General features: G+C 67.9%; 23 protein-coding genes. 9 read left to right on the plus strand and 14 right to left on the minus strand.

Features of this window, described 5'->3' with window-relative positions; genetic code table 11:
• Nucleotides 1-40: 40 nt before the first annotated feature.
• Nucleotides 41-1,054, plus strand: coding sequence for an Rv2578c family radical SAM protein (locus RMCB_RS30690; protein WP_062831762.1), 1,014 nt, complete (start codon nucleotides 41-43; stop codon nucleotides 1,052-1,054).
• Here the strand turns inward: RMCB_RS30690 and RMCB_RS30695 are convergent.
• The 5 genes from RMCB_RS30695 to RMCB_RS30715 form a co-directional block, all read right to left on the minus strand.
• Nucleotides 1,051-1,944, minus strand: coding sequence for a haloalkane dehalogenase (locus tag RMCB_RS30695; protein WP_029372334.1), 894 nt, complete (start codon nucleotides 1,942-1,944; stop codon nucleotides 1,051-1,053). The two genes, RMCB_RS30690 and RMCB_RS30695, sit on opposite strands and share 4 nt — an antisense overlap.
• Nucleotides 1,931-2,548 (minus strand): TetR/AcrR family transcriptional regulator, encoded by a 618-nt coding sequence (locus tag RMCB_RS30700; RefSeq protein WP_063979692.1) that lies wholly within the window; start codon nucleotides 2,546-2,548, stop codon nucleotides 1,931-1,933. Before RMCB_RS30700 ends, RMCB_RS30695 begins: the two co-directional genes overlap by 14 nt.
• Nucleotides 2,549-2,605: 57 nt before the next feature.
• Nucleotides 2,606-3,040, minus strand: coding sequence for an SRPBCC family protein (locus tag RMCB_RS30705; protein WP_029372337.1), 435 nt, complete (start codon nucleotides 3,038-3,040; stop codon nucleotides 2,606-2,608).
• Nucleotides 3,041-3,104: 64 nt separating this feature from the next.
• The gene (locus RMCB_RS30710) at nucleotides 3,105-4,349 is read right to left on the minus strand and encodes an acyl-CoA dehydrogenase family protein (protein WP_062831764.1); all 1,245 of its coding nucleotides are present in this window, start codon (nucleotides 4,347-4,349) and stop codon (nucleotides 3,105-3,107) included.
• Nucleotides 4,346-5,488, minus strand: coding sequence for an acyl-CoA dehydrogenase family protein (locus RMCB_RS30715; protein ID WP_062831765.1), 1,143 nt, complete (start codon nucleotides 5,486-5,488; stop codon nucleotides 4,346-4,348). The genes RMCB_RS30710 and RMCB_RS30715 overlap by 4 nt, the downstream gene beginning before the upstream one ends.
• Nucleotides 5,489-5,826: 338 nt before the next feature.
• Between RMCB_RS30715 and RMCB_RS30720 the strand changes: the two genes are divergently transcribed.
• Nucleotides 5,827-6,666: an LLM class flavin-dependent oxidoreductase gene (locus RMCB_RS30720; protein ID WP_062831766.1), complete on the plus strand. Its 840-nt coding sequence runs from the start codon at nucleotides 5,827-5,829 to the stop codon at nucleotides 6,664-6,666.
• On the plus strand, nucleotides 6,663-7,544 hold the full coding sequence (locus RMCB_RS30725; protein WP_062831767.1) for an acyl-CoA thioesterase: 882 nt from the start codon (nucleotides 6,663-6,665) through the stop codon (nucleotides 7,542-7,544). The genes RMCB_RS30720 and RMCB_RS30725 overlap by 4 nt, the downstream gene beginning before the upstream one ends.
• A 105-nt stretch (nucleotides 7,545-7,649) precedes the next feature.
• Here the strand turns inward: RMCB_RS30725 and RMCB_RS30730 are convergent, their stop codons facing one another.
• Entirely contained in the window at nucleotides 7,650-9,293 is a 1,644-nt protein-coding gene (locus RMCB_RS30730; protein ID WP_062831768.1) for a DUF885 domain-containing protein, read from the minus strand.
• Nucleotides 9,286-10,176, minus strand: a complete 891-nt coding sequence (ypfJ, locus tag RMCB_RS30735; protein WP_029372341.1) for a KPN_02809 family neutral zinc metallopeptidase — start codon at nucleotides 10,174-10,176, stop codon at nucleotides 9,286-9,288. The genes RMCB_RS30730 and ypfJ overlap by 8 nt, the downstream gene beginning before the upstream one ends.
• Before the next feature lie 74 nt (nucleotides 10,177-10,250).
• On the opposite strand from ypfJ, the gene RMCB_RS30740 reads away from it, so the two are divergent.
• Entirely contained in the window at nucleotides 10,251-11,753 is a 1,503-nt protein-coding gene (locus RMCB_RS30740) for a carboxylesterase/lipase family protein (RefSeq protein ID WP_062831769.1), read from the plus strand.
• A gap of 16 nt (nucleotides 11,754-11,769) precedes the next feature.
• Here RMCB_RS30740 and RMCB_RS30745 read toward each other — a convergent pair whose 3' ends face one another.
• Together RMCB_RS30745 and RMCB_RS30750 are read right to left on the minus strand one after the other, a co-directional pair.
• Entirely contained in the window at nucleotides 11,770-12,276 is a 507-nt protein-coding gene (locus tag RMCB_RS30745; RefSeq protein ID WP_062831770.1) for an SRPBCC family protein, read from the minus strand.
• Between the two features lie 36 nt (nucleotides 12,277-12,312).
• Nucleotides 12,313-13,194 (minus strand): oxidoreductase, encoded by an 882-nt coding sequence (locus RMCB_RS30750; RefSeq protein ID WP_062831893.1) that lies wholly within the window; start codon nucleotides 13,192-13,194, stop codon nucleotides 12,313-12,315.
• A gap of 74 nt (nucleotides 13,195-13,268) precedes the next feature.
• On the opposite strand from RMCB_RS30750, the gene aspS reads away from it, so the two are divergent.
• Both aspS and RMCB_RS30760 read left to right on the plus strand, forming a co-directional pair.
• On the plus strand, nucleotides 13,269-15,044 hold the full coding sequence (gene aspS, locus RMCB_RS30755; protein WP_062831771.1) for an aspartate--tRNA ligase: 1,776 nt from the start codon (nucleotides 13,269-13,271) through the stop codon (nucleotides 15,042-15,044).
• Nucleotides 15,041-15,490, plus strand: a complete 450-nt coding sequence (locus tag RMCB_RS30760; RefSeq protein WP_062831772.1) for a nitroreductase family deazaflavin-dependent oxidoreductase — start codon at nucleotides 15,041-15,043, stop codon at nucleotides 15,488-15,490. The genes aspS and RMCB_RS30760 overlap by 4 nt, the downstream gene beginning before the upstream one ends.
• On the opposite strand, the gene RMCB_RS30765 is transcribed toward RMCB_RS30760, so the two are convergent.
• The 3 genes from RMCB_RS30765 to RMCB_RS30775 all read right to left on the minus strand — a co-directional run bounded on the left by RMCB_RS30765 (nucleotide 15,487) and on the right by RMCB_RS30775 (nucleotide 19,254).
• The gene (locus tag RMCB_RS30765) at nucleotides 15,487-16,428 is read right to left on the minus strand and encodes a 3-hydroxyacyl-CoA dehydrogenase (protein ID WP_109784478.1); all 942 of its coding nucleotides are present in this window, start codon (nucleotides 16,426-16,428) and stop codon (nucleotides 15,487-15,489) included. The genes RMCB_RS30760 and RMCB_RS30765 overlap by 4 nt on opposite strands.
• Entirely contained in the window at nucleotides 16,428-17,696 is a 1,269-nt protein-coding gene (locus tag RMCB_RS30770) for an iron-containing alcohol dehydrogenase (protein ID WP_062831774.1), read from the minus strand. The genes RMCB_RS30765 and RMCB_RS30770 overlap by 1 nt, the downstream gene beginning before the upstream one ends.
• Nucleotides 17,697-17,757: 61 nt before the next feature.
• Entirely contained in the window at nucleotides 17,758-19,254 is a 1,497-nt protein-coding gene (locus RMCB_RS30775) for an NAD-dependent succinate-semialdehyde dehydrogenase (RefSeq protein WP_062831775.1), read from the minus strand.
• 158 nt (nucleotides 19,255-19,412) lie between these two features.
• On the opposite strand from RMCB_RS30775, the gene RMCB_RS30780 reads away from it, so the two are divergent.
• Entirely contained in the window at nucleotides 19,413-21,161 is a 1,749-nt protein-coding gene (locus tag RMCB_RS30780) for a sigma-54-dependent Fis family transcriptional regulator (RefSeq protein WP_234792300.1), read from the plus strand.
• A gap of 3 nt (nucleotides 21,162-21,164) precedes the next feature.
• Here RMCB_RS30780 and RMCB_RS30785 read toward each other — a convergent pair whose 3' ends face one another.
• Nucleotides 21,165-21,896, minus strand: a complete 732-nt coding sequence (locus tag RMCB_RS30785) for an SDR family NAD(P)-dependent oxidoreductase (protein WP_062831776.1) — start codon at nucleotides 21,894-21,896, stop codon at nucleotides 21,165-21,167.
• A 150-nt stretch (nucleotides 21,897-22,046) separates the two neighbouring features.
• Between RMCB_RS30785 and RMCB_RS30790 the strand changes: the two genes are divergently transcribed.
• Nucleotides 22,047-22,964, plus strand: coding sequence for an alpha/beta hydrolase (locus RMCB_RS30790; RefSeq protein WP_062831777.1), 918 nt, complete (start codon nucleotides 22,047-22,049; stop codon nucleotides 22,962-22,964).
• 24 nt (nucleotides 22,965-22,988) lie between these two features.
• Complete coding sequence (locus RMCB_RS30795; RefSeq protein ID WP_062831778.1) at nucleotides 22,989-24,617, plus strand: flavin-containing monooxygenase; 1,629 nt, start codon at nucleotides 22,989-22,991, stop codon at nucleotides 24,615-24,617.
• A gap of 53 nt (nucleotides 24,618-24,670) precedes the next feature.
• On the opposite strand, the gene RMCB_RS30800 is transcribed toward RMCB_RS30795, so the two are convergent.
• On the minus strand, nucleotides 24,671-25,855 hold the full coding sequence (locus RMCB_RS30800) for a thiolase family protein (RefSeq protein WP_062831779.1): 1,185 nt from the start codon (nucleotides 25,853-25,855) through the stop codon (nucleotides 24,671-24,673).
• Nucleotides 25,856-25,868 lie beyond the last annotated feature (13 nt).

A 25,868-nucleotide genomic window follows, 5' to 3' on the forward strand; every position in this document is an offset into this window, starting at 1 on the left:
GATCCTTGACATTCGGCTCGAACGCATGTTCGATGGGTGAATGCGTTGGGACGGGCAGGGGGTGCGCGTCGACGACGGCGCGCTACCCGGCCTGCAACGGCTGGGGTTCGTGCGGAGCGTACGCACCCCGCAGTTCGAAGGCATCACCTTCCACGAGGTGTTGTGCAAATCGGCGCTGAACAAGATTCCCGCGGCGTCGGCGCTCCCGTTTCGCTACACCGTCAACGGTTACCGGGGATGCTCACACGCCTGCCGATACTGTTTTGCCCGACCGACGCACGAGTACCTCGACTTCGACAGCGGTCGGGATTTCGACACTCAGGTCGTGGTCAAGACCAACGTGGTCGAGGTGCTGCGACGCGAGCTTCGCCGTCGCTCGTGGACTCGGGAGGCGGTTGCGCTGGGCACCAACACCGACCCGTACCAGCGGGCCGAAGGCCGGTACGCGTTGATGCCGGGAATCATTGGTGCACTGGCGGATTCCGGGACACCGTTCTCGATACTGACCAAGGGCACGCTGCTGCGGCGGGACCTGCCGCTGGTCGCCGACGCGGCCCACAACGGGCCCGGGGCGAGTGTGGCGATCTCGCTGGCGGTGGGCGACCCGGACTTGCATCGTGACGTCGAACCCGGCACGCCGTCACCGCAGGCGCGGCTGGCCCTGATCTCCGCGGTGCGCGACGCGGGGCTGGGCTGCCACGTGATGGTGGCGCCGGTGCTGCCGTACCTGACGGATTCCGCAGAACAGCTCGACGCGTTGCTCGGGCAGATCGCGGCGGCCGGCGCGACGGGGGCGACGGTGTTCGGCATGCATCTGCGCGGATCGAACCGTGGTTGGTTCATGCAGTGGTTGCAACAGTCGCACCCCGAACTCGTGCCCGAGTACGAGCGGTTGTACGGGCGCAGGGCGTACCTGCCGCAGGATTACCGCACCGCGCTGCGTGCCCGGGTGGCACCGCTGCTCGCGCGCTACGGGCTGACGGCGCGGGGGCCCGCGGCACCTGCCGCGGTCATGTCCGAGATCGCGGCGCCGGCACAGCCAACCTTGTTCTAGGTGGCCAGCGTGCGCACGAATTCGGCGATGGCGGCCCCGATCTCGTCGGGGCTGTCCTCCTGGATGAAATGCGAACCGGCAACCGTCACTTCGCTCTGGTTGGGCCAGGTCCGGACGAAGTCGCGGATGCGTCCGCGCATGATGGCGCCGGGCTCGGCGTTGACGAACAGCTTAGGAACGTCGCTGGAGGCAAGCCAGGTGCTGTAGTCCTCGACAATGGCGACGACGTCGGCGGGTTCGCCCTCGACCGGGATGTTGCGCGGCCACGACAGCGTGGGGCGGCGGTCTTCACCCGGTTGCCGGTACGGCGCGCGGTAGTGGTCCATCTCGGTGTCGGTGAGTGTGCGACGGATCGCGCCAGGCAGCACCTGTTCGACAAACATGTTGTGCTCCAGCACCATTGACTCACCATCGGGCGAACGGAAGCCTTGGAACACCTGCCGTACCTGGTCAGGCCAGTCCGCCCACGTCATAGGTGTGGCGATGGCTTCCATGTAGGCGATGCCGGCCACGCGGTCGCGATGCTGGTTGGCCCAGTCGAATCCGAGTGCCGATCCCCAGTCGTGCAACACCAACACCACGCGGTTGCCGAGGTCGAGGGAGTCCCAGAGTTTGAACAAGTAATCGCGTTGCTCCGCATAGTGATAACTGTCGGGGCCGGAATCGGTGAGTTTGTCCGACCCGCCCATGCCGATGAGGTCGCACGCTACGAGCCGGCCGAGCCCTTCCAGATGCGGCATCACGTTGCGCCACAGGTACGACGAGGTGGGGTTGCCGTGCTGGAACACGATGGCCGAGGCGGCGGTGCCGTCGCCCTCATCGATGTAGGCCATGCGGCGGCCGTTGATCTCGCGGTACTGCAACAGCCCGTACGGCTCAGTGCCGGCCATGCGATCCTCCTCGATGTGGTTGGTCCTCGGTGAGATTGGCGGTTGCGGCCCGGGTGCTCCGCAGGATGCGTGCAGAGAACTGCGGGTCGGCGACGGCGCGGGACAACGTCATCCCGCCGACGCAGAGCGCCATCAGGGCGATCGCATCGTCGAACCGCTGCTCGTCGGCGTTGTCGCCGCAGATCGCCGCCAGCGATGTCCGTAGCTCGCTTTCGTAGCTCTTGCGGAACTCCTCGGAGCCGCGCGCCGCTTCCGAGCCGAGGGCGGCGAAGGCGCAGCTGGTCGCGAGATCGTCGCGGTGGGCGGCGGTGAGATAGCGCTTGGCCAAGCTGGTCAGGCGGGCCCGCCAAGATTCACCGTGCGACGGTTTGATCCAGTGCGGGCGTCCCGTGCCGATGGCGTGGCCGAAGGCCGCGCTCGCCAACTCATCCTTGGTGCCGAAGTGCGAGTAGAAGGCACCGTGCGTCAGCCCGGCATCGCGCATGACCGCGGCGATACCTGCCCCGCTCAGCCCTTCTTCGCGGAGTCGGCGCGCGGCGGCGTCGAGGATCCGGTCCCGTGACTCGCGCTTGCTGTCGGCACGCTTCGTCGGCGCATTTCGCATGATGCCCATCATGCTAATCACATGATGGGCATCATGTGAAGTGTTTTCTCGGCAGCCCTAGTGCTCCAACGCCTTGGCGCAGTTGGCGAGGATGGCGCGAAAGTTCCAGGGCAGCAGTCGAGAGCTCACGGCCTCCATCACCTTGCCGCCACTGAGGGCGGAGTGGGTGTAGGTGGTGAGCCAGTCGACGTGGGTGCCTTCCCCGCGTGGCGTGAAAGTCAATGTGCCGCCGTCATGTTCGAACGGCGGAAACGAGCCGATGATCAAGTACGAGTAGCTGTTCGGGCGGTCGAAGGCCGTGATCTCCTCGCGAAACCACATACCGGCTCCGGTCACCGCTCGCACCGCACCGACGGCGGGGCCCGATGAACCTTTCGCCCAGCCCGCCTTGAGCACCAGCGGAGCGGTGCCGATGGCGGCGGGGTCGGCCATCCAGTCGAAGACCTGTTCCAGCGGTGCGGCGATCACTCGTTCCACGTGAATAGTGGGCATGAGACTTCCCCCTGGGTCGTGTGCTCACCACCGTACGCCCGGCCAACCTCGGCTCGGTGAAACGTCAGCGCTTGACCTGGTTGAACGGCACCCCGCGATCGGCGGCGTACTCCCGCGGAAAACCCAGCACGCGTTCGGCGATCACGTTGCGGGCCATCTCCGAGCTGCCGCCGCCCAGCGATCCGGTCTGTCGCGAGAGGTAACGCACGCCGATGTCGACCAGGTGCTCCAGGTCGGCGCCTTCATCCACCACGCCCGCGGTCCCGGCAATGGCCAGCGCGGTGTCGACCTCGAGCTCGGTGGTCTCGGCATGGAAGAGGCGAATCAGGGTTCCCGCGTTCGGGGGCAGTGACCCGTTGGCGATCGAAGCCGAAACATGGTCGATGAGTTGATGTTTCACCGTGCGACGGACCAGCGCCCGGCCGGCGAGATCTTGCACCCGCGGGTCGTCACCCTGCCCGGTGGCCTCGGCGATACCGATGTGGTCCGGCGGCATCTCGTTCGCATTCTCCGCGCCGGTCCCGCTCGCGAATTCCGATCCGCCCCCGACGGCGCGCCGCTCGTGATGCAACTGCCGGGACGCGACGGTCCAGCCGTCGTTGACCGCTCCGACGACGGCGTCGTCGCCGAGTTCCAGGCCGTCGAAGAACTCTTCGCAGAACTCTTCGTTGCCGTTGACCTCTTTGATCCGGCGCATCGTGATGCCCGGCGCGTCGAGCGGTACCAGGAACATCGTCAGGCCTTCGTGCTTGGGCACCGTCCAGTCGGTGCGGGCCAGCATCAGCCCGTAATCACCGGCAAAGGCGCTGGTGCTCCAGGTCTTTGCGCCGTTGATGATCCACTTGTCGCCGACGCGGTCGGCCCGGGTGATGACGCCGGCCAGGTCGGAGCCGCCGTTGGGCTCGCTGAGCAGCTGCACCAGGATCTCGTCGCCGCGGATGGCCGCCGAAATGCGGTCGCGCTTCTGCTGTTCGCTGCCCATGTCGAGAATCGTCGCCGCGCAGATCGTGAACGACGGGGTGTTGAGGATCAACGGCATTTCATAGCAGCGGCATTCGGCATTGAACGCTTTCTGATACGCGTAATCCAAGCCGAGCCCGCCGTACTCGCGGGGAAAACAGATGCCCGCGAAGCCCCCGGAGTGCAGACGCTTCTGCAGTTCTTTCGCGCGCTCCCACGATGCGGCTTCGGCGCGCACCGAAAACGGCGGGTTGTCGGGATCGATGGGCGGCATGTTCTCGGCAAGCCACGCCCGCGCGCGGGCGGTGAAATCGGCGAGAGACTCTGTGGCGACTGCCGTCTGGGTCATGCTCGAAGCTCCGTTGCTCCTGGCCGCTTGCGGCTCAATGCGTACACGGCGCGATGGTGGTCTTCGGGGGAACCGAACATCGCCCGGTTGAGCGCGACCCGCCGCAGATACAGGTGCAGGTCGTGTTCCCACGTCACGCCGATGCCGCCATGTAGCTGCACACAGTCCTGCAGCATCACCGGAGCACGCTCGGCGACATAGGCTTTCGCGACGCTGACCAGTTTCGGCGCATCGGGCGAGCGTGATCCGACGGCTGCCACGGCCGCGGTTGTGGTGGCGCGGCACGCCTCGAACCACATCTTCATGTCGGCGAAGCGGTGTTTGAGCGCTTGGTAGGACGCCAGCGGCCGGCCGAAGCTGTGGCGGTCGAGCAGCCACCGATTGGTCAGCGCCAGCACGGCGTCGAGGATGCCGACCGTCTCGGCGCACTGCAGCACCAGGGCGATCTGACGTTGCCGTTCGATGATCGCCGCGGTCTGCTCGGCCGTCCCGACGGCCGCGGATGCGGCCACGTCGACGCCCACGAACTGCACTCGGGCATAGGTCTTCACCAGGTCGACGGACTTCTGCGCCGTGACGCTCACGCCGGGTGAGTCGGCGGGTACGACGAATTGACGCAGCGCACCGTCGCATTCGGCGACCACCAGGAACATGTCGGACTGTGCCCCGGCCTCGACCCGATCCTTGACGCCGTCGATCCGCCAGCCGTTGGCGGTGCGGGTCGCGGTGGTGCCTGCCGCGACGGGGTCGAACGGACGCCGCGGCTCGTAGACCGCCCACGAGGCGATCGACTCGCCGGAGACCAGCGCCTCGATCAGACGCTCGTGGCCTGCGGGGGCTTCCGTGAGACCGCCGAGCACCACACTCACCGCATGCAGCGGCCCGGGCGCGACCGTGCGCCCGGCGTGCTCGGCGACCAGCGCGAGGTCGGCCAGGCCGTCACCGGAAACGCTGCCCCCGCCGAGCTCTTCGGGTACCAGCAGACTGGCCCAGCCGAGCTCGGCGGCGCGCTGCCACCACGTCGGGTCGAACGAGGCGTCGCGGGCATGCAGATCACGCACCGTGCTGAGCGATGCTTCCTTGTCCAGGAAGGCCCGGGCCGTCGAGGAGAACAGCAGCTGTTCGGGAGTGGCGGTCATCGGATCGGCGTGCCCATCACCTCGCGGTAGCCCTCGCTGCCACTACCGTGCCGCACGGAGTCCTCTTGCGCGCGAGCGCTTCCTTGGGCTCGAGGCAATGATTGCCGGCGTCGGGCGCCGGACAATCGTGGATGCGCGATGCATGTTCGCCTCCTGCAAGAGTGATGTTCGTTAAAAGCGATAATCACGTTATCACGCTGAAGTGTTACGTACGAGTCGATGAGGCGCACGCGGCAGGGCCGCCATTGCGCGATCACCTCGGCCATGCTGCACTTGCGAGAATGGCATTACCGGTTCCGCAGAAGCGATAGGCGACTTGTGATTACTGTGCTGCACCGATGACCGAGTGGTTTCTGTTCCTGCCCCAGGTGCGCCTGGGCATTCCCGACATCGTCGAGCGGGCTCGCGTGGCCGATGCCGTCGGATTCGACGGCATCGCGTTCATCGACCACCTTGAGGCTCCGGGCGCGACGCATCACGGCATCTGGGAGGCCATGACCGTCGCGACCTGGGTGGCGGCGCGCACCGAACGTCTGCGGATCGGCCACTTGGTGCTGTGCGATGCCTTCCGGCATCCTGCGGTGCTGGCGAAACAGGCGGTCACGTTGTCGGCGGCCTGCGATGGGAGGTTCGAACTCGGGCTGGGCTCGGGCTCCTGGCCGCAGGAGTTCAACAGATTCGGGGTCGACGACGCCGACGACGCGGTGGCGCGCGTCGTGCGACTCGGCCGCACGCTGGACCTGCTCGGCCGGTACTGGGGGGACGGCGAGGATGCCGCGTTACCCCGGCCGTCGCACCCAATTCCGCTGCTGCTGGGCGGAACCGGCCCTCGCACGATGGCACTGGTACGCGCGCACGCCGACTGGTGGAACATCCCCTCGCATCAACTCGACCGGTTGCCGGCGCTGCTGCCCACTGTCGGCTCCGCGCGGGCGTCGTTGCAGCAGATGGTCGGCTTCGCCGGCCGCGGTGCCGATCGACAGGCGGTGACCGAACGCAGCACGCGGCTGTTCGGCCACCTGGGTTCGGGCTTGGTGTGCGGGAACGCCGCCGAACTCACCGAACATTTCGCGGGCCTGGCCGCCCAGGGCATCGAGCGCTTCTATGTATGGTTCAGCGATTTGGCTGCGCCGCAGACACTTTCCGAATTCGCCGAGACCGTGATCAGAGAGGGATGACTGTGACGACCGAAACGACCCAGTGGACCGTGGAGATGCTGCTCGATCTGTTTGACGCCCAACCGGCCGGCGAGAATCGCTTCGTCGCCCAGACCGGGCTCGCCGAGGCCGACGAGCGTCAGGTGGTGGAGGGCACGCAGATCCTGGCCGCAGCCATCGTCGCTGTCGCCAAACGGTTTCCGGGCAAGTCGGTGCGGTCGGTGCACGCCGTGTTCGCCCGGGCGGTGCTGGCCGGGCCGCCGGTCGCCCTCGACATCGACGTCATCAGTGAGGGACGTTCCACCGCCACCGCCGTGGTCACCGCGTCGCAGAACGGCAAGCGCTGTATCACCATGACTGCCTTCACCGATGTGCCGTCGGCCGATGTGATCCGCCATCACCTGCCCAGGCCCACGGTCGCGGCACCGGCCGAGGCGAACGCATCGCACATGCCGATGGCAGGCCGGGAGTTGCGTCTGGTCGATGTCGTCGACGTCAACAGTCCAGACGAGGTCGGGCCGCCGGAGATCTACGCGTGGCTACGCTACGACCCGATCCCGGCCCGCGACGACCTGGCCAAGGCGCTGATCGCGTATTTCACCGGCCACCTTGGTATTTCGACGACGATGCGAGCCCACGCTGGGATCGGTACCGCGCAGGCGCATCTCACGGTGTCGACCGCGCCCATGACCGTCGCGGTGAGTTTCCATGAACCGGTCCGCTGGGACGGCTGGCTGCTCTACAGCCATGAGAGCACGCAGGCCGGCGCAGGCATGTCGTACGTGCGTGGCGCCGTGCATACCGAAGAGGGCGAGCTGATCGCATCGTTCAGCCAAGATGGCATGATCCGCCCGCTGCGGACCACCGACACCAGCATCGCCGCGCATTCCCGCCTGTAGTTCCTGCCGCGAGTTTCCCTGGCGAGCAGACAGTGCGGTACCCGAAAATCGGCGTGTCGCGTACCCGAGCGTCTGCTCGCGGGGGATCGGGCGGCGCTGTCATGGTCATGCCGACAGTGCCGATCGGAGTACGTCGAGCGGCAGACCGCCGAGATCCAGTGCCCGGCTGTGGAACTGCTTGAGCGACGAGCCGGCGCGCAGTGCCTCGTCGCGCAGCTGCTGCCAGATCCGTTGACCGATCGCGTACGACGGTGCCTGGCCGGGCCAGCCCAGGTACCGGTCGAGTTCGAACTGCAGATTCTCCGGGGCCATGGCCGAATGCGAGGTGAGGAAGTTCCAGGCCCGCTCGGCGTCCCAGACCGCCCCGTCGGGTGCGGGTAAGCCGCAGTGCACACCGATGTCGATGACGACGCGGGCGGCCCGGAACCGTTGCGCGTCAAGCATGCCCATGCGGTTACCGGCGTCGTCGAGCCAGCCCAACTCGGCCATCAGCCGTTCGGCGTACAGCGCCCAGCCCTCGCCGTGCCCGGACACCCAGCAGCCCAGCCGACGCCACCGGTTGAGCTGGTCGGCCAATGCCACGGCGCGACCGATCTGCAGATGGTGCCCGGGAACACCCTCGTGGAAAACGGTGGTGGTCTCCTGCCACGTGTGAAACCGCTCGACGCCGGGCGGCACCGACCACCACATCCGGCCCGGTCGGCTGAAATCTTCCGACGGGCCCGTGTAGTAGATGCCGCCGGTCTGGGTCGGCGCGATGCGGCACTCCAGCCGGCGCAGCGGCTCGGCGATATCGAAATGCGTGCCCGCAAGCGCGTCCACCGCGCGGTCTGACAGCTCCTGCATCCAGGCCTGCAGCGCATCGGTTCCGGTGACCACGTACCGCGGTTCGTCATCGAGGCGGTGCAGCGTCTCGGCGACCGTGGCGCCCGGATAGAGTTCCTGCGCGATCGAGACCTGTTCGGCCACAACCGCTTCCAGCAGTTCGATGCCCCACGCGTAGGTTTCGTCCAGATCCACCTCGGCGCCGAGGAACGCGCGCGAGTACAGCCGGTAGGCGTCGCGGCCACAGGCATCCTGCGGGCGGGCGTGCGGGGCCACGTCGTCACGCAGGGTGGCCGCCAGCCGCAGGTAGGCCGCGGCGGCTGCCTCGGCCCCGTCCTGTAACTCCTGGTGCAGCACGGGATTACCCAGGGGTGCCCGCGCCGCCATGCCGACGAACAACTGCCCGATCCGTGCGGCCTGTTCGATACCCCGGGTGATCTGGCGGGCTGCTGGAGCGTGCCCGTTGGCCACCGCGGTCCGCAGGGCGCGGGCGTAACCGTCGGCGCGGTCGGGAACCTGCGACAGGCGCCGCGAGATGAGTGCCCAATCGTCCTCGGTGTCGGTGGCCATGAGGTCGAACACATCGCGCATCGACTGCAGGGGTGAGGCGATCACGTTCAGCTCGCCCAGATCCAGCCCGGCGTCGTTGAGTTCGACGATCACGCCGAGCCGCTCGGTCAGCGCTGCGATGGTGACCACGTCGACGTCGTCGACGGGGGTGGTTCCGGCGAGTTCCCGCAGCGCGGCCCGGGCCGCCTCGGCGCGTGCGGTCACGCCGTCGGGGGAGTAGTCGGTGATCTGCGCGTCGTACTCGGCGTCCGGGCTCTTGATGCCCAGTTCGGTTGCCGCACAGGGATCCAACTCTGCGTACGTCTGCAGGTAGCGTTCCGCGACGGCGTCCGCCGCGGTCTGTGCCCTAACCAAGGTTGGTCGCGGAGAACGTATCGCACTTCTTCGGGTCACCGGTCTGATAACCCACGGTGAACCACTTCTGCCGCTCCGCGGAAGAACCGTGCGTCCACGTCTCGGGATTGACCCGGCCGCCCGACATCCTCTGGATGCGGTCGTCACCGACCGACTGGGCCGCTGACAACGCGTCGGCGATGTCCTTGTCGCTCAACGGCTGCAGGTACGGAACGCCGGTGCTCTCCTGTTTGGTGATCGATGCGTAGTGTGCCCACACCCCGGCGTAGCAGTCGGCCTGCAGCTCGGTGCGCACGCCCGCACCGTTGGCGCCCGTCGGATCCCGCTGCGCCCGGCCCAGCACGCCAAGGAGATCCTGCACGTGGTGCCCGTACTCGTGGGCCACCACGTATTCCTGCGCCAATGGCCCGCCGCTGGAACCGAATTGGTCGACCAGCACCTGGAAGAAGCCGGTATCGAAATAGGCGGTCTTGTCCGCCGGGCAGTAGAACGGGCCGACCTCGGTGGTGGCGGGGCCGCATCCGGTGTTCACCTGATTCTTGAACAGCTTCATATGCGGCCGCGTGTAGCCCTGGAGCAGTTGCGACCACACGCCGTCGACCGAGTTGCCGGTGGCCACCACGCGGCACTCCACGTACTTGTTGGCGTCGGCGCCGGTCTTGCAGTGGCTCAGGTCGATGCCTTGGGTTTGGGCGCCGCCGGTGTCGATTTGCTGTTGCTGCGGCAGGATCGTGCCGGGGTCGATGCCGAGGAACATGGCCACCACGACCACCAGCAAGCCGCCGAGACCACCGCCGATGGCCAGTCCACGACCGGGACCACGGCCCCCGCCGCCGGTCGATGTGGTGCTCGTGTCGATCTGCATACCCTCGTTGAAGGTCATCGCGTCGCTCCATCGCAATTCGCCGGTAGGTCGTACTCGACAGCGTGTCCAGCTTGCCACACTAAGATTCAGGCGTGTCCGTCGTCGCGGAACATCCGACCATCGCCCACACCTCGCTGGGGCGGCTCCGCGGCACCGTCGAGGGCGGTGTCGGGGTGTGGCGAGGTGTCGACTACGCCCAGCAACCCGTCGGGCAGCGCCGGTTCCTGGCCCCGCAACCACTGTCGGCATGGACCGGTGTGCGCGATGCCATCGAGCACGGGCCGTTGCCGCCGCAGGGCCGTTCGTTCGTCGGTGGCGGTCGCGACGACCCCAAGATCCGCGACGAAGCCTGTCTGACCGTCACCGTGTGGTCGCCCGATACGACCGGGTCGTTGCCGGTCATGGTGTGGATTCCCGGTGGCGCATTCGTGTACGGCGCGGGTCAATTGCAGCTCTACAACGGGTCGCGACTGGCCGCCAACGGCAATGTGGTGGTGGTCAATGTCACCTACCGGCTCGGCGTGTTCGGTGGCTTCGAGCTCAGCGACCTCGGCCCCGGTTTCGACGACAACCTGTGTCTGCGCGATCAGCTCGCGGCGCTGCGCTGGGTGCGCGACAACATTGCCGCGTTCGGTGGGGACCCCGATCAAGTCACGGTGTTCGGCGAATCCGCCGGTGCCACCTCGGTACTGGCGCTGCTGGCCAGCCCGGCTGCGAAGGGGCTGTTCGCTCGCGCCATCGCGCAGAGCCCGGCGCTGCCGCTGATCGCCGACCGCGACACCCGCGCCCGCCAGGCGCGACGCTTCCTGTCTGAGCTCGGCGTCGGAGCCGAAGTGGTCAAGACCTTGCCGCAGCGGCAGCTGCGTCGTGCGGCCGGGCAGTTGCAGCTGGAAAGTGCGCAGCGCACACCGACATTGGCCTACGGGCTGACCCATGGCGTCGACCTGCTGCCGACGCATCCCATCGAGGCCGCCCGCAGCGGCGCGGTCGGCCACGTGCCGTTGATCATCGGGACCAACAGTCACGAGGCTTCGATGTTCGCGTGGGGCAAGCCGCCGATGCTGCCGACCACCCGCGCGGGCATCCACGCCTTCTTCGCGCGCACCGATCCGTCCGCGGAGTCCCGGGTGCTGGCCGCCTATCCGGACTTCCCGCGCCGCAGTGCGTTGATCGCCATCGGCTCCGATGCCATGTTCGGGGCCCCGACGTGGGCCTTCGCCGACGCCTACAGTGCTCACGCGCCGACTCACGCCTACCGGTTCGACCACACCACCTGGACGCTCAAAGTGCTGGGGCTGGGTGCCACCCACGGCAGCGAGATCGTCCACATCCAGCACAGTTACAGCTCGTACCTGGGTCGCAAGCTGCACCCGCTGGGGCGGCGCGTGCAACCGTCGGTGGGCAGGCGCATGCAACGCACCTGGCTGGACTTCGCGACCGCGGAATTCTCCGCACACGAGGAGAGCGGGATGTTCCAGGATTGGCCGCAGTACGACACCGACCGGCGGTTGACGCGGGTGATCCGGTCGACCCGCGACGAGACGGTCGAGGATCCCGACGCGGTCAGACGGACGGCGTGGGAAGGCGTGTACTAGCCGGCGTCGACAGGCGCTATGTGGTGGCGAACCGCTTGTCGGTGTAGCGCCGCAGATTGTGCAGGAACCGCTGGAACAACCACGCCATGACGGGCCGGCCCAGCGTCATGCCGAGCCGGCCGGCGATGCCGCTGGGCTTCATCGCCATCACCCAGGTCAAGTGACATCCGTCGGTGGTTTCCACGACGCGGTAGTCCTCCGCGAACGCCGAGATGGCATCCGACGTGCTGGTGTTGAAGCGGAATGCCATGTGGGAGAAGGGTTCCCATGCGAGGAACTCTTCGTTGCCGGTGATGTGGCCGCGCATCGAGACAGTGCGGGTGGTGCCGACGCCGCGGGGTTCGGGGCTGGTCCACTCGACGTTGGTGATGACCGTCGCCCAGTGCGGCCAGGATGTCTCGTCGGCGAGCACCTCGAAGAGTTGCTCGGGCGTGATCGCCAGGTCGACCGTGCTGACGAAGCGGAACGGTGCGGAGTCGATGAAGTCCAGGTCGACGCGCTCGCAGTCGTAGGTCCGGGCCATGAGTAGACACCCTAGGGCAAGGTGTCTACTGACCGGTCAGCCCGGCCCGTCACCGGCCGCGGCCAGCAGCGGCACCACCACGTCACTGATCGGAGTGGGCAGCCCGTGAACGGCACCCTTGCGCTGGATCACGCCGTTGCGGATATCCCACTCCAACGGCCTGCCGGCTTCGCGGTCGGTCAGCATCGACGTGGTCAGGTCCACCGGATACCGCGCGAGCATGTCGACGATCTCATCGATCACGGAATCGGCCAGCGTGGCTCCCTCGGCCCGGGCCACGGCAAGGCATTCGGCCAGGTACTCGCGGGCCAGGGCGGCGACGTCGTCGCGCCGGAACATCCCCGAGCGTCGGCCGGACAGGACCATCAGTCCGACGACGGCGTTGACCAGCAGCTTGCGCCACGCCGCGCTGAGGAAGTCGGGATCCAGCTCCACCGCGTCGGGCGCGAACAGCTCGGCGACCGCACGGGCGGCGGCATTGTCGGGCAGCACGAGACGTAGCGGATTGCGCAGCCGCACCCAGCCCTGCGGCATCGTCTCGGCGGAGATCCAGATCGCCGCGGGCACCACCGTGCCGGCCGGACAGTATCGGCCGACCCGCTCGACCTGCTCGACGCCGTTCTGCAGCGCGCACACCACGGTGTCGGCGCCGCACAGCCGGGCCAGCCACGTCGCGGCCGCGGCGTTCTGCGTGTCCTTGACCGCGAGGAACACCACCGCGGCAGGCCCTTCGACAGCGTCCGGGTCGGTGCGCACCGGACCCGGCACGATGATCGGCTCGCCGTCGTCCGGGCGCACCTCGATCGACTCGCGCGGGGTTCGTCCGTACACCTCGACCCGGTGTCCGCCGGCGTGCAGATATGCCGCTACGGCCGAGCCGATGGCACCGGGTCCGACGACCGCGATGGGGGAGTTCACGATCGCCAAGTTACCGGTGCCGACCCACTCTCTAGACTGGTCACTCGTCCCACCCGTCTTAATGAGGAGTATTTGTGCTGCGCAGTCATGCCGCCGGTTCGTTGCGGGCCACCGATGCCGGTCAGACGGTGACGTTGGCGGGTTGGGTGGCGCGTCGTCGTGACCACGGCGGCGTCATCTTCATCGACCTGCGCGACGCGTCCGGTGTGTCACAGGTGGTGTTCCGCGAGGGCGACGTGCTGGCTGCCGCGCACCGGCTGCGCGCGGAGTTCTGCATCGCGGTGACCGGGGTGGTCGAGGTCCGCCCGGAGGGCAACGAGAACGCCGAGATCCCGACCGGTCAGATCGAGGTCAACGCGACATCGTTGACCGTGCTGGGGGAGAGCGCACCGCTGCCGTTCCAGCTCGACGAGACCGCCGGTGAGGAAGCCCGGCTGCGTTACCGCTACCTGGACCTGCGCCGCGACGGCCCGGGCCATGCAATTCGCTTGCGCTCGAAGGTCAATGCGGCCGCGCGCGCCGTGCTGGCCGAACACGACTTCGTGGAGATCGAGACTCCGACGCTGACGCGGTCGACGCCGGAGGGCGCCCGGGACTTCCTGGTGCCTGCGCGCCTGCAGCCCGGCTCGTTCTACGCGTTGCCGCAGAGCCCGCAGTTGTTCAAGCAGCTGCTCATGGTCGCCGGGATGGAGCGGTACTACCAGATCGCGCGCTGCTACCGCGACGAGGATTTCCGCGCCGACCGGCAGCCCGAGTTCACCCAGCTCGACATGGAGCTCAGCTTCGTCGAGGCCGACGACGTCATCGCCATCGCCGAAGAAGTGCTCCGGGCCGTGTGGGCGACGATCGGCTACGACCTGCAGCTGCCGCTGCCGCGGATCAGTTATGCCGAGGCGATACGCCGGTTCGGCTCTGACAAGCCCGACCTGCGGTTCGGTGTGGAACTCGTCGAGTGCACCGAGTACTTCAAGGACACCACGTTCCGGGTGTTCCAGGCGCCGTACGTCGGCGCTGTCGTGATGCCCGGCGGAGCGTCGCAGCCGCGCCGCACGCTCGACGGCTGGCAGGAGTTCGCCAAGCAGCGAGGGCACAAGGGCCTGGCGTACGTGCTCGTGGGCGAGGACGGCACGCTCGGCGGCCCGGTGGCCAAGAACCTCACCGACGCCGAACGTGACGGGCTGACCGAGCACGTCGGCGCCAAGCCCGGGGACTGCATCTTCTTCGCCGCCGGTCCCGCCAAGGGCGCCCGCGCGCTGCTCGGTGCCACCCGCATCGAGATCGCCAAGCGGCTCGACCTCATCGACCCGAACGCGTGGGCATTCACCTGGGTGGTGGACTTCCCGATGTTCGAGTCCGCCGACGAGGCCACGGCTTCCGGTGACGTCGCGGTGGGCTCGGGCGCCTGGACCGCGGTGCACCATGCCTTCACCGCACCGAAGCCCGAGTCGGAAAGCACGTTCGACACCGACCCCGGCAACGCGTTGTCCGACGCCTACGACATCGTCTGCAACGGCAACGAGATCGGTGGCGGGTCGATCCGTATCCATCGCAGGGATCTGCAGGAGCGGGTGTTCGCGATGATGGGAATCGGCCACGACGAAGCTCAGGAGCAGTTCGGATTCCTGTTGGACGCGTTCGCCTTCGGTGCACCTCCGCACGGCGGCATCGCCTTCGGCTGGGACCGCGTCACCGCGCTGCTCGCGGGTGTCGACTCGATCCGCGAGGTCATCGCCTTCCCGAAGTCGGGCGGCGGCGTAGACCCCCTGACCGACGCGCCGGCACCCATCACCGAACAGCAGCGTAAGGAATCCGGAATAGACGCCAAGCCGGAGAAGCTGGAAAAGGCATGACCGAAATAGACCAGGAGAAGCTGTTCAGCGACCAGGCCGCGCTCGATGCGTTCAACCGTGGCGTGGTCGAGGAATTCCGCGCCAACGGTGGCAAGGTCGGTGGACAGTTCGAGGGTGGCAACTTGCTGTTGCTGCACACCACGGGTGCCAAGTCCGGCAAGCCGCGGCTGACCCCGCTGGCCTACGTCACCGTCGAGGGCAAGATGCTCATCGTCGGTTCGTACGCGGGTGCGCCCAAAGATCCTGCGTGGGTGCACAATCTGCGGGCCAATCCGCAGGTGCGCATCGAGGTCGGCGGCGAGACCTACGATGCCACCGCGCGTGAGCTGCCCGCCGGCGAGCGCGACGCGACGTACCCGAAGCTGACCGAGCTGGCACCGGCATTCGCTGAATACCAGTCCAAGACCAGCCGGGTGATCCCGCTGTTCGAGCTGGTCCGCGCTTAGGCGTCGTCCCAGATCGGTTGCAACCGCATCAGCTGTTCGTCACGCCATCGGACCCGGGCGTCCCAGTCCGCCAGCGGCAGCAGCCGGCGGCGCTGCGCGGTGGCTTCGGCCACCAGGTCTGCGGTCCATGGATCGTGTTGTCCGCGTTCGGCACCCATGCGTGCGTAGGCGGGACCCAACTTCTCGGCATGCGACTGCAGCCCGCCGCGCGTGTTGAGGTCCGCAGTCTCGAACGGGCCGATGACGCTCCAGCGGCGGCCCAGCCCGCTGCGGACCACCTCGTCGATATCGTCGACGTCGGCGACGCCGTCGCGCAGCAGGCAGTAGGCCTCGCGTAGCAGGGCGCCCTGCAACCGGTTGAAGATGAACCCCTCGACCTCCCGCCGCACCAGCACCGGTCGCAGGCCCGCCGACCGGTACACGGACATGGCCCGGTCGGTGACCGCGGGCGCCGTGACCGTCGATGGCACCACTTCGATCACCGGCAACAGGGCCGGCGGGTTGCCCGGGTGGCCGACCAGGACCCGCTCGGCGAGCCCGGCCGGCATGTCCTTGACGAGTTCGCCGGGCACGATCGCCGAACTCGAGCTGGCGATCGGCACGTCGTCGGCGGTGTGCGACGCGGCGTCGTGGAGCAGGGGCCGTTTCAGCTCGAGCCGTTCGGGCGCGCACTCCTGCACGAAGCCCGCACCCGACAGCGCGTCGGGCAGCTCGGTGGTGAACCGGACGCAATCGCTCACCGCCTGCGGGTCGGGCAGCCGGCCGTAGGCGTGCAGCTGCGCGAGGCGCTGCGCCAGCTCCGCTCGGGCGCGCTCGTGTGCGGTCGTCACCGGGTCGTACAGCGTGACCGGAGAACCTTTGCGGGCGAACAGGATTGCGAACGAGACGCCGATCGAGCCGGCGCCGAGCACCGCAACAGGAGGGGACTGCTCCGGCATCACTGCCACCAGGACCGGTCGCCGTCGTAGCCGCGCTCGAGGATGCCGACGATCGAATCCGCGGTGAGATCCCGCGGATTGTTGGCCGTCAACCGGGTGGCCAGCATGGCCTGATCGGCGACGAACCGGAAATCGCCCGGTTGCAGGCCCAGCGTCCGCAGGTCCAGCGGGGCGCCCAGGGCCGCCAGGATCTCCTCGATCCGCTCGATCGCCCGATGTGCTTGGGTCAGTTCAGGATCCGTCGGCGCCGCAACCCCGAGGAGTCGGCCGATCTGGGCGAACTCGACGACGCGGGTGGGCAGGTTGTAGCGCATCACATAGGGCAACAGGGCACTGATCCCGAATCCGTGCGGGGTGTGGGTGAGGTTGCCGATCGGCGACTGGATGGCGTGCGCTCCCGCGGTGCCCGCCGTGTTGATCGCCATCCCGGCGCAGTACGCCCCGAACAGCGTGTCGGAGCGGGCCTGCAGGTCGCCGGGCCGGACCGCGACGGCGGGCAGTGACGTGTTGAGCAGTGCCAGGCCGGTGCGGGCGTAGGTGTCGGCGAGCAGGTTCTTGCCGGCGTACAGCTTGGTCGCGAGGTCGTCGGCGGACGGGTTCTTGGCCCGTCCGGTGAACGATTCGATGAGATGCGACAGCGCATCCGCCCCGGCGGCCGCGGTCAGGCCGGGCGGGCAGGTCAGTGTCAGCTCGGGATCGATGACAGCCGCGTACGCCTCCAGATGCGGGCTGGCCACCCCCACCTTCATGCCCTTGTCCTCGTCGTAGATCACCGAGATGCAGGTGACCTCGGCGCCCGTGCCGCCGGTGGTGGGCACGGTGATGACCGGGCAACCGGGGCCGGGCACCACGAACTCCCCGTAGTAGTCCCGCACGTCACCGCCGTTGGCGAGCACGACGGACGCCACCTTCGCCAGATCCATGCAGGAACCGCCACCGATGCCGATGATCGCGTCGACGGCTGATGCGCTGAACCGGTCGGTGATGTCGACGACGTTGCGGCGCGGCAGATCCGGCTCGGTGCCCGCGTAGACCATCGTCGTCACGCCCCGTTCGGCCAGGCCGTCGACGAGTGCGGCGAATTCGGGACTCTCGGCCATCCTGGCGTCGGTCACCAGCAGCACCCGCTCGGCGATCCCGGCCGCCAGTTGCGGGATCTGCCTGCGCTGGCCCGGCCCGAACAGGACGGTGGTGGGCTGGCGCAGCAGCCCGAGCCCCAGTTCGTTCTCGGTGCGCCGCGGCTCGATGGCGGTCGTCGGTGCGCTCATGCGGCCACCTCGCAGGCTCGGTCGCCGCATGTCATCCGTTGATTCGCTCCGCAAGCGTCGCTCATGCCAATCCCTCTTCCTCGTTCACGGTGACAGCCAGGTATTTGGGTTCGAGGTAGTCGTAGATCGCGTCGTGGCCGCCTTCGCGGCCCAGGCCGGACGCCTTGATGCCGCCGAACGCGGCGGCCGGGTCGGCCATGATGCCGCGGTTGATGCCGACCATGCCGAAGTCGAGGCGTTCCCCGACGGCCAGGGCGCGCGACAGGTCCCGGGTGAAGACGTAGGAGGCCAGGCCGTAGCGGGTGTCGTTGGCGAACTCGATGGCCTCCGCAGTGGACTCCACCTCGTAGATCGTGGCGACGGGGGCGAACAGTTCGCGGTCGCACAGCTCGGCAGGCCGCCCCGCCACCCGGAAGACGGTCGGGGCGAAGAAGTATCCCGTGCCGGGCAACGCCGCACCGCCGGTCAGCAACTCGGTGTCCAGCCCACGCAGGGTGGCCACCAGCTCGGTTACGCCGTCGAGTTGCGCCTCGGAGATGATCGGCCCGACGTCGGTGCCGTCGTCGAATCCGTTGCCGACCGTGAGCTGTTCGGTGAGTTCGACGAATCGCTTGGTGAATTCGTCGGCCACAGCCCGGTGCACGATGATGCGGTTGGCGGCCACGCAGGCCTGCCCGGCATTGCGGAACTTGCACACCACGGCCTGTTGTGCGGCGAGTTCGACGTCCGCGTCGTCGAGCACGATGAACGGTCCGTCGCCGCCGAGTTCCATGGACGCGTTGACGATCCCGGGTGCGGCCTGGGCCAGCAGTGTGGATCCGACCCCGGTGGAGCCGGTGAAGCTGACCTTGCGCAGCCGCGGGTCGGCCATCAGCGCGGCTGACACCGCCGCCGAGGATGTGGTGTGCACGAGGTTGACGACGCCATCGGGGAACCCGGCTTCGCGCAGCGTCTCGACGAACAACGCGCAGGTCAGCGGTGTCTCCTTGGCGGATTTCACGATCACCGGGCAGCCGGCGGCCAACGCGGCGCCAGCCTTGCGCGCGATCATCAGCATCGGGAAGTTCCACGGCGTGATGAGCAGCGCGGGGCCGACCGGCTGGTGCGAGGTCACGACGCGGTAGCCGCCGTGCGACGCGGGCGCGTACGTGCCGTGCAGGTGCGCGATCTGTTCGGTGTACCAGAGGAAGAACTCGGCGGACAGCGCGAACTCGGCCCGCGATTCCGCGAGCGGCTTACCGCTTTCGGCGGTCATCACCTCGGCGAAGATGTCCGCGCGGGAGAGCAGCAGCCGGTGGGCGGCGCCGAATAGGTCGGCGCGGTCGCGGGGCGACACCTGACGCCAGGCGGCGCGTACCGCATGCGCGGCGTCCAGAGCCGACAACGCGTCGGCTGCGCCGCCGTCGGACACCTGCGCGATCGGCTGAGCGGTGGCCGGATCGATCACGTCGAACATCGAATCGGTTGTGCGCCAATGCCCGTCGATGAAAAGTCCGGTGGGTACGCAGTGACCGCGCACGGTGGCGGTGTCGGGGGAGTTGGCCAGGGTGGTCGTCATGGTGGTCAACGTAGGAGCCCGGCGCGAAGAATCATGGCACTGCCTCTTTTTGAGACAGTTCCGGCCAGGTGCGCGCGCCGGATTACGGTAGGGTGTGTGATCCGGATCGCACCTCCGCGCGCCGTGCGGACCTTCCCGCCGTCGCACCAGGAGTCAGCGTGACGCAAGGAGTAGTGGTGTCCGCACGGCGCAACGCAGCCCGCATCGAGGACATTCGCGCGCAGTTCCTGACCGCCGCCGAACCGGGCCGCGCCGTGCCGGCCGAGCTGCTGGATTCCTGGTTGCGGTCGAAGCAGGCGCTCGGCGCCCCGGCCAATGTCCGCGCGGTACCGCAAGTCGACGAGGACCTGCTCGACAACCACCTGCTGGAGATGTTCCAGGCGCCGATGGCGCGGGTCGCCGAGGATCTCGGCGACTCGGGAATGGGGCTGCTGCTGGCCGACGCCCAAGGGCGCATCCTGCAGCGCTGGTCGCACGACGCGTCGGCGATGAACCAGCTCGATCGCCTCGGCACCGTGCGCGGAGCGGTGCTCGCCGAGGACACCGTCGGCACCAACGGCGTCGGCACGGTGATCGCGTCGGGCAAGAGCATCCAGATATCCGGCGCCGAACATTTCGCGGACCTCTACCGCACCGCCCTGTGCACCGGCGCGCCGGTGTGGCACCCGATCTCGGGCAAGCTGCTGGCCGTGGTGACGGTGTCGACGGCCATCAGCGAGCGCAGCGGTCTGCTGCTGCCGTTGACCAATTCCGTTGCCGCCCAACTCGAGCAGCACGTCCTCGATGTCGCGCAGCCGGCCGCGCGGGCCATGCTGGCGGCGTTCCTCGACGCGTCCGCCCGTCACACCGGCCCGGTCGTCGCTTTCGGCCCGGACGGCCTCACGATGCGCAGCAGGCGTGCCGGGGAACTCACCCAGACGGACGTCGACGTGATCAACCACCTCTGCACCGGTGTGCGGCGCGACACCCGCGTGACCGCGGAACTCTCCGTCGGCCCCACCATGATCGAGGTCTCCGCACTCGACGGCGGCGCAGGCGTGGTCGCCGCACTGCGGCCCGCGCCGCGCGCCGCGGTATCCGCTGCCGCGCCGTCGAACGGCCTGGTGGGGCAATCGAAGTCGTGGCGTGCGGTGGCGCACCACGTCAGCAGGCAGATCGCCGCGCGCCGCGCAGTGCTGGTGGCCGGTGAAACAGGCACCGGCAAGACGTCTGTGGCGCTGGGCCGGCCGTTCGTCGCGGGTGCGCGGTTCGACGGCGCGACGATCCTGCACGCTGCCGAGCGGCAGACCACCGGCGAGCAGGCCTGGCTGCAGCGACTCGGTGACGCGGTGCGCGACGCCGCGTCGAGCGGCACGGTCGTCATCCGCGGCGCCGAACACCTCGACGGCCAGGCGGTGGCCGCGGTGCGTGCGCTGATCGACACTCACCAGGGGCAGCTGCCGATCGTGCTCACCATGACGGCGGCCAGTCCCGGCGATGCCGAGACCGCGGCCGCGCGGCTCGGCGTGCCTGTCGTGTGGGTGCCGCCGTTGCGAGAACGCGTCTCCGATATCGGCGTGCTGTGGAATGCTTTTGTGGCGCAACGGCTCCCCGGGCTGCGACTCGTGTTGAGCGACGGGGCACGCCAGGCGCTGGAGGCCGCGAGCTGGCCGGCGAACCTGACCGAACTGCGAGGTGCCGTCGATTCGGTCGCCGCGTCGGGCACGCGCGGCACCGTCGACGTCGACGATCTGCCCGACTCGCTGCGCAGCCGGCGGGCCTGGTCGATGATCGAGCGCACCGAGATGGAGGCCATCCGTCGGGCACTGCAGGAAGCCGACGGCAATCGGTCGCGCGCGGCCGAATTGCTCGGCGTATCGCGCGCGACGATCCATCGGAAGATGAAGACCTACCACATCTCCGGCTGAGATCTACTGGGCCAGGTATCCGCCGTCGATCACCAGTTCCGATCCCGTCACAAAGCTCGCTTCGTCGGACGCCAGAAACACTGCGCCGTGGGCGATCTCGTCAGGTGTGCCGGCGCGTCCCATGGGCGTCTGCCCGATGACGTACTCGTTGATCTCGGGCTCCTGCGCGTCGGTGAGCGGGGTGCGGATGAAGCCGGGATGCAGCGAGTTGACCCGAACATTGTCCTTCGCATAGCTGATCGCGGCGCTCTTCGACATGTTGCGCACCGCACCCTTGGTGGCGTGGTAGGCGTGCGCGCCGGACACCGCGGCCGTCGGTGGGATCGACGAGATGTTGATGATCGACCCGCTGCGCTGAGCGACCATGTGCGGGATGACCTCTCGCATGCCGAGCCAGGTGCCGGTCTGATTCGTGGCCACCACGCGCTCCCAGTCGGCGACCGAGAGCTCGTGCAGCCCCTGGTAGGCGATGATGCCTGCGTTGTTGACCAGGACATCGATACGGCCATACTGGGCAACGGTTTCCGTCACCACCGACGCCCAGTCGTCTTCGCAGGAGACGTCGAGTTGTCGGTATGCGATTGCTGCCGATCGCGGGCCGAGTGACTCGTCGGTCTTTGACCGTCCGGTGGCGATGGTCACCGCCCCTTCGCGGGCGAAGGCCTCGGCGATCGCGTGGCCGATACCCCGGGATGCACCCGTGATGATGGCGACTTTGCCGTCCAAACGATTCATCTCACGCCTTCCTTCGATGTGCGACCGACCTGGCCAGAAGCCAACCGCCGGCAGGCTGCAGCCGACAGGGGTGCGTCACGCTGAGACAGTGGTGCGTCATTTTGCGACACCTGACGGGCCGGCACGGTGACTCGGCCCACACTTTCGGCCATGTCGATCAACCAGCCACAAGACCCCTTGGGTGCCATCTACGCGGAGTGGACCGAGGAGTTCATCGCCCACCCCGACATGTCCCTGCGCTTGATGCGCTGGGTGTTCGAGGATTGGCAGCGCGCCACCGCAGAACCCGAGGACGTCACGTACCAGTCGACCGAAATCGGCGGCGTTGCCGGGATTCTGGTCAAACCACTCGACGCCGACCCGGGACAGATGCTGGTCGTGTTGCACGGCGGTGGGTTCGCGCTCGGCTCGTCGGCGAGCCATCGCAAGCTGGCCGGACATTTGGCGCGGGCGTTCGGCGCATACGCCTTCGTCGCCGATTTCCGGCGTGCGCCCGAGCATCCGTACCCCGCTCAGATCGAAGACACCACCGCGGTTTTCGAGGCCCTTGCGGCCGGCGGCACCGCGCCGGCGGATATCACGTTCGTCGGCGACAGCGCGGGCGCCAGCATCGCCATCGCCACCACTCTCAAGCACATCGGCGACGGCGGCGCCACCCCCGGTCGGGTGATCGCGATCTCGCCGTGGCTGGACATGGAGAACAGCGGCAGCACCATCGAGTCCAACAACGACACCGATTTCCTGATCACCCCGGAAGGGTTGCAGGGCAACATCGATCGCTATCTGTCCGGCGGGGCAAGCCCCACCGACCCGCTGGTCAACCCGCTCTACGCCGACTTCGCCGGTTTCCCGCGGCTGTACATCACCGCGTCGGACAGCGAGTCGCTGTATGCCGATGCCACCCGGTTGGCGGAGCGGGCCCGCGGGGCCGGGGTCGACGTCACCTTCGACGTGGCGTCCGGTGAGCAGCACGTGTTCCCGTTGCTGGCGGGCCGGCTGCCGGCCGCAGACGCCTCCGTCGCCGCGATGGCCGCGTGGTATCGCGCCGCCAAAGCACTGACCGTCTGATCCGACGCACGAGAAGGACTACCCATGAACAGTAACCACTTCGACGCCATCGTCATCGGGGCCGGCTTCTCCGGCCTGGCGATCTTGCATCACCTCCGGGAGATCGGCCTGCAGACCGTCGTACTCGACGCGCAGGACGGCGTCGGCGGAACCTGGTGGGCCAACCGGTATCCCGGCGTGCGGACCGACAGCGAATACAGCTACTACTCGTTCTCCTTCTCCAAGGAGGTACGCGACGAGTGGACATGGTCGCAACGCTATCCGGCGGGCGAGGAGGTGCTGGAGTACCTCAACTTCGTCGCGGATCGACTCGACCTGCGCCGCGATATCCGGCTCAACGTGCGGGTGGAATCGGCTCGCTACGACGAGGATGCCAACGTGTGGGTGGTCACCACCGCCGACGGGCAGTCGCTGGTGGCGAAGTATCTGGTGAGCGGCATGGGTGTGCTCTCGCAGGCGATCTACCCAGACATCCCGGGTATCGACACCTTCGCCGGCCAGAAGTACCACACCGCGCACTGGCCGCGTGAGGGCGTCGACCTGGCGGGCAAGCGGGTCGGGCTGATCGGGCTCGGCGCGTCGGGTATCCAGGTGGTGCCGACGATCGCCCCAGAGGTCGGTGAGTTCTACGTGTTCCAGCGGACCCCGAACTTCGTCGTCGAGACCACCAACGACCCGGTGACCGACGAACAGATGCAGTGGTTGCGTGCGAATTACGACGCCATCTACGAGAAGGCCGCCAATCATCCGTTCGGCGTCGCGATGGACCCCGCGGAGTTCGGTGCCCTCGAGGTCGACGCCGACGAGCGGCGCCGGATCTTCGAAAGCAAGTGGAACGAGGGCGGTTTCCACTTCGCCAACGAATGCTTCAACGACCTGGCCACCAATCCCGAGGCCAGTGAGTTGGCATCGGAGTTCATCCGGTCCAAGATCCGCGAGATCGTCAAGGATCCCGCGACGGCCGAGTTGCTGTGCCCCACCACGTATTCGTTCAACGGGAAGCGGGTGCCCACGGGCCACGGCTACTACGCGGCGTTCAACCTCGACCACGTGCACCTCGTGGACACGGCCTCGCAGCCGATCACCGAGATCACGCCGCGTGGGGTGGTTGTTGGGGACCGCGAGTACGAACTCGACGTGTTGATCTTCGCCACCGGATTCGATGCGATGACCGGAACCCTGACCAACATCGACATCATCGGGCGAGACGGAATCACCTTGCGCGACAAGTGGGCTCAGGATGGTCTGCGGTCACATCTGGGCATCGGCGCCCACGGCTTCCCCAACTTCTTCATGTCCCTCGGCCCGCAGACGCCGTACTCCAACCTCGTCGTGCCGATCCAATTGGGCGCCCAGTGGCTGCAACGCGCGCTGCGCTGGGCCCGGGACAACGGCGTCGAACGCCTCGAAGCCACGCCCGAGGCCGAACAGTGGTGGGCGGCCGAGACGGAGCGCGCCGGCAAGGCGACCGTGATGTACGCCGAGGGCAAGAAGGCCAAGGCGTGGTTCCTCGGCGAGAACGTGCCCGGGAAACCGGAGGCGTTTCTGGTCTATATGGGTGGGGGACAGGTCTATCAGCGGTTCTGCCGTGAGGTGGAGGACAGCGGTTACGAATCGTTCCTGGCCGACGCCCGGGTGCGGCAACCTGTCTGACGTGCGTGCCGGTGTTCCCGGTCGCGCTGTTGACGACCGGGAACACTCGTCGGCTACAGCCGCTCGATGATGGTGGCGTTGGCCATGCCGCCCGCCTCGCACATGGTCTGCAGGCCGTAGCGGGCTCCGCGCTGTTCGAGTGCGTTGACCAGCGTCGTCATGAGCCGCGCACCGCTGGCGCCCAGCGGGTGGCCGATGGCGATGGCGCCGCCGTTGACATTGGTCTTGGCGAGCTCGGCACCGGTCTCAGCCGCCCATGCCAGCACGACGGGGGCGAACGCCTCGTTCACTTCGAAGAGGTCGATGTCGGAAATCGTCAAACCTGCACGCGCCAGTACCTTCTCGGTGGCGGGGATGACGCCGGTCAGCATGTAGAGCGGATCGGAGCCGACCACTGTGGCGGTGTGGATGCGGGCCCGCGGTCGCAGGCCGAGTCGCTTGGCGGTGTCGCTGCTGGTGATCATCACCGCGGCGCTGCCGTCGGACAGCGGCGACGAATTGCCTGCGGTGATCTCCCAATTGATCTGCGGGAAGCGTGCCGCGTAGGCCTCGTTGTAGAACGCGGGCTTCAGCGCTGCCAGCGTCTCGACGGTGGTGCCGGGCCGGATGATCTCGTCGGTCGCAAGTCCGGCGATCGGGACGAGTTCGTTGTCGAACAGGCCGGCCTTGGTGGCTGCCGCGGCTTTCTCGTGGCTGCCTGCCGAGAAGTCGTCCAGCTGAGTACGGGAAAAGCCCCACTTGGCGGCGATGAGCTCTGCGCTGATTCCTTGCGGGACAAAGCCTTCGGAGTAGCGCTGGGCGAATGCGTCGCCGAACGGATCGCTGCCGGGCAGGATGTTGGTGCCCATGGGCACGCGTCCCATGGACTCGACCCCGGCGGCGATCACGATGTCGTAGGCGCCCGCCACCACACCCTGCGCGGCGAAACTGATGGCCTGCTGCGAGCTGCCGCACTGCCGGTCCACTGTGGTTCCGGGGACGCTTTCCGGGAAGCCTGCGCCGAGCAGGGCGTTGCGCGCGATGTTCGCGGCCTGGTCGCCCACCTGGGTGACGGCGCCGCTGATGACGTCGTCGATCTGCGCCGGATCGATGCCGGTGCGGGCGACCAGTTCACGCAAGCTGTGGGCGAGGAGATCCGCGGACTTCACCCCGTGCAGGGCACCGTTCGCCTTGCCTTTGCCGATCGGCGTGCGTACCGCATCCACGATCACAGCGTCCCGGCCTGAATATCCGGACATGATTGCCTCCTGA

Origin of the sequence: Mycolicibacterium brisbanense (genome assembly GCF_001570425.1) — a bacterium.
GTDB classification, from domain to species: Bacteria; Actinomycetota; Actinomycetes; order Mycobacteriales; family Mycobacteriaceae; genus Mycobacterium; species Mycobacterium brisbanense.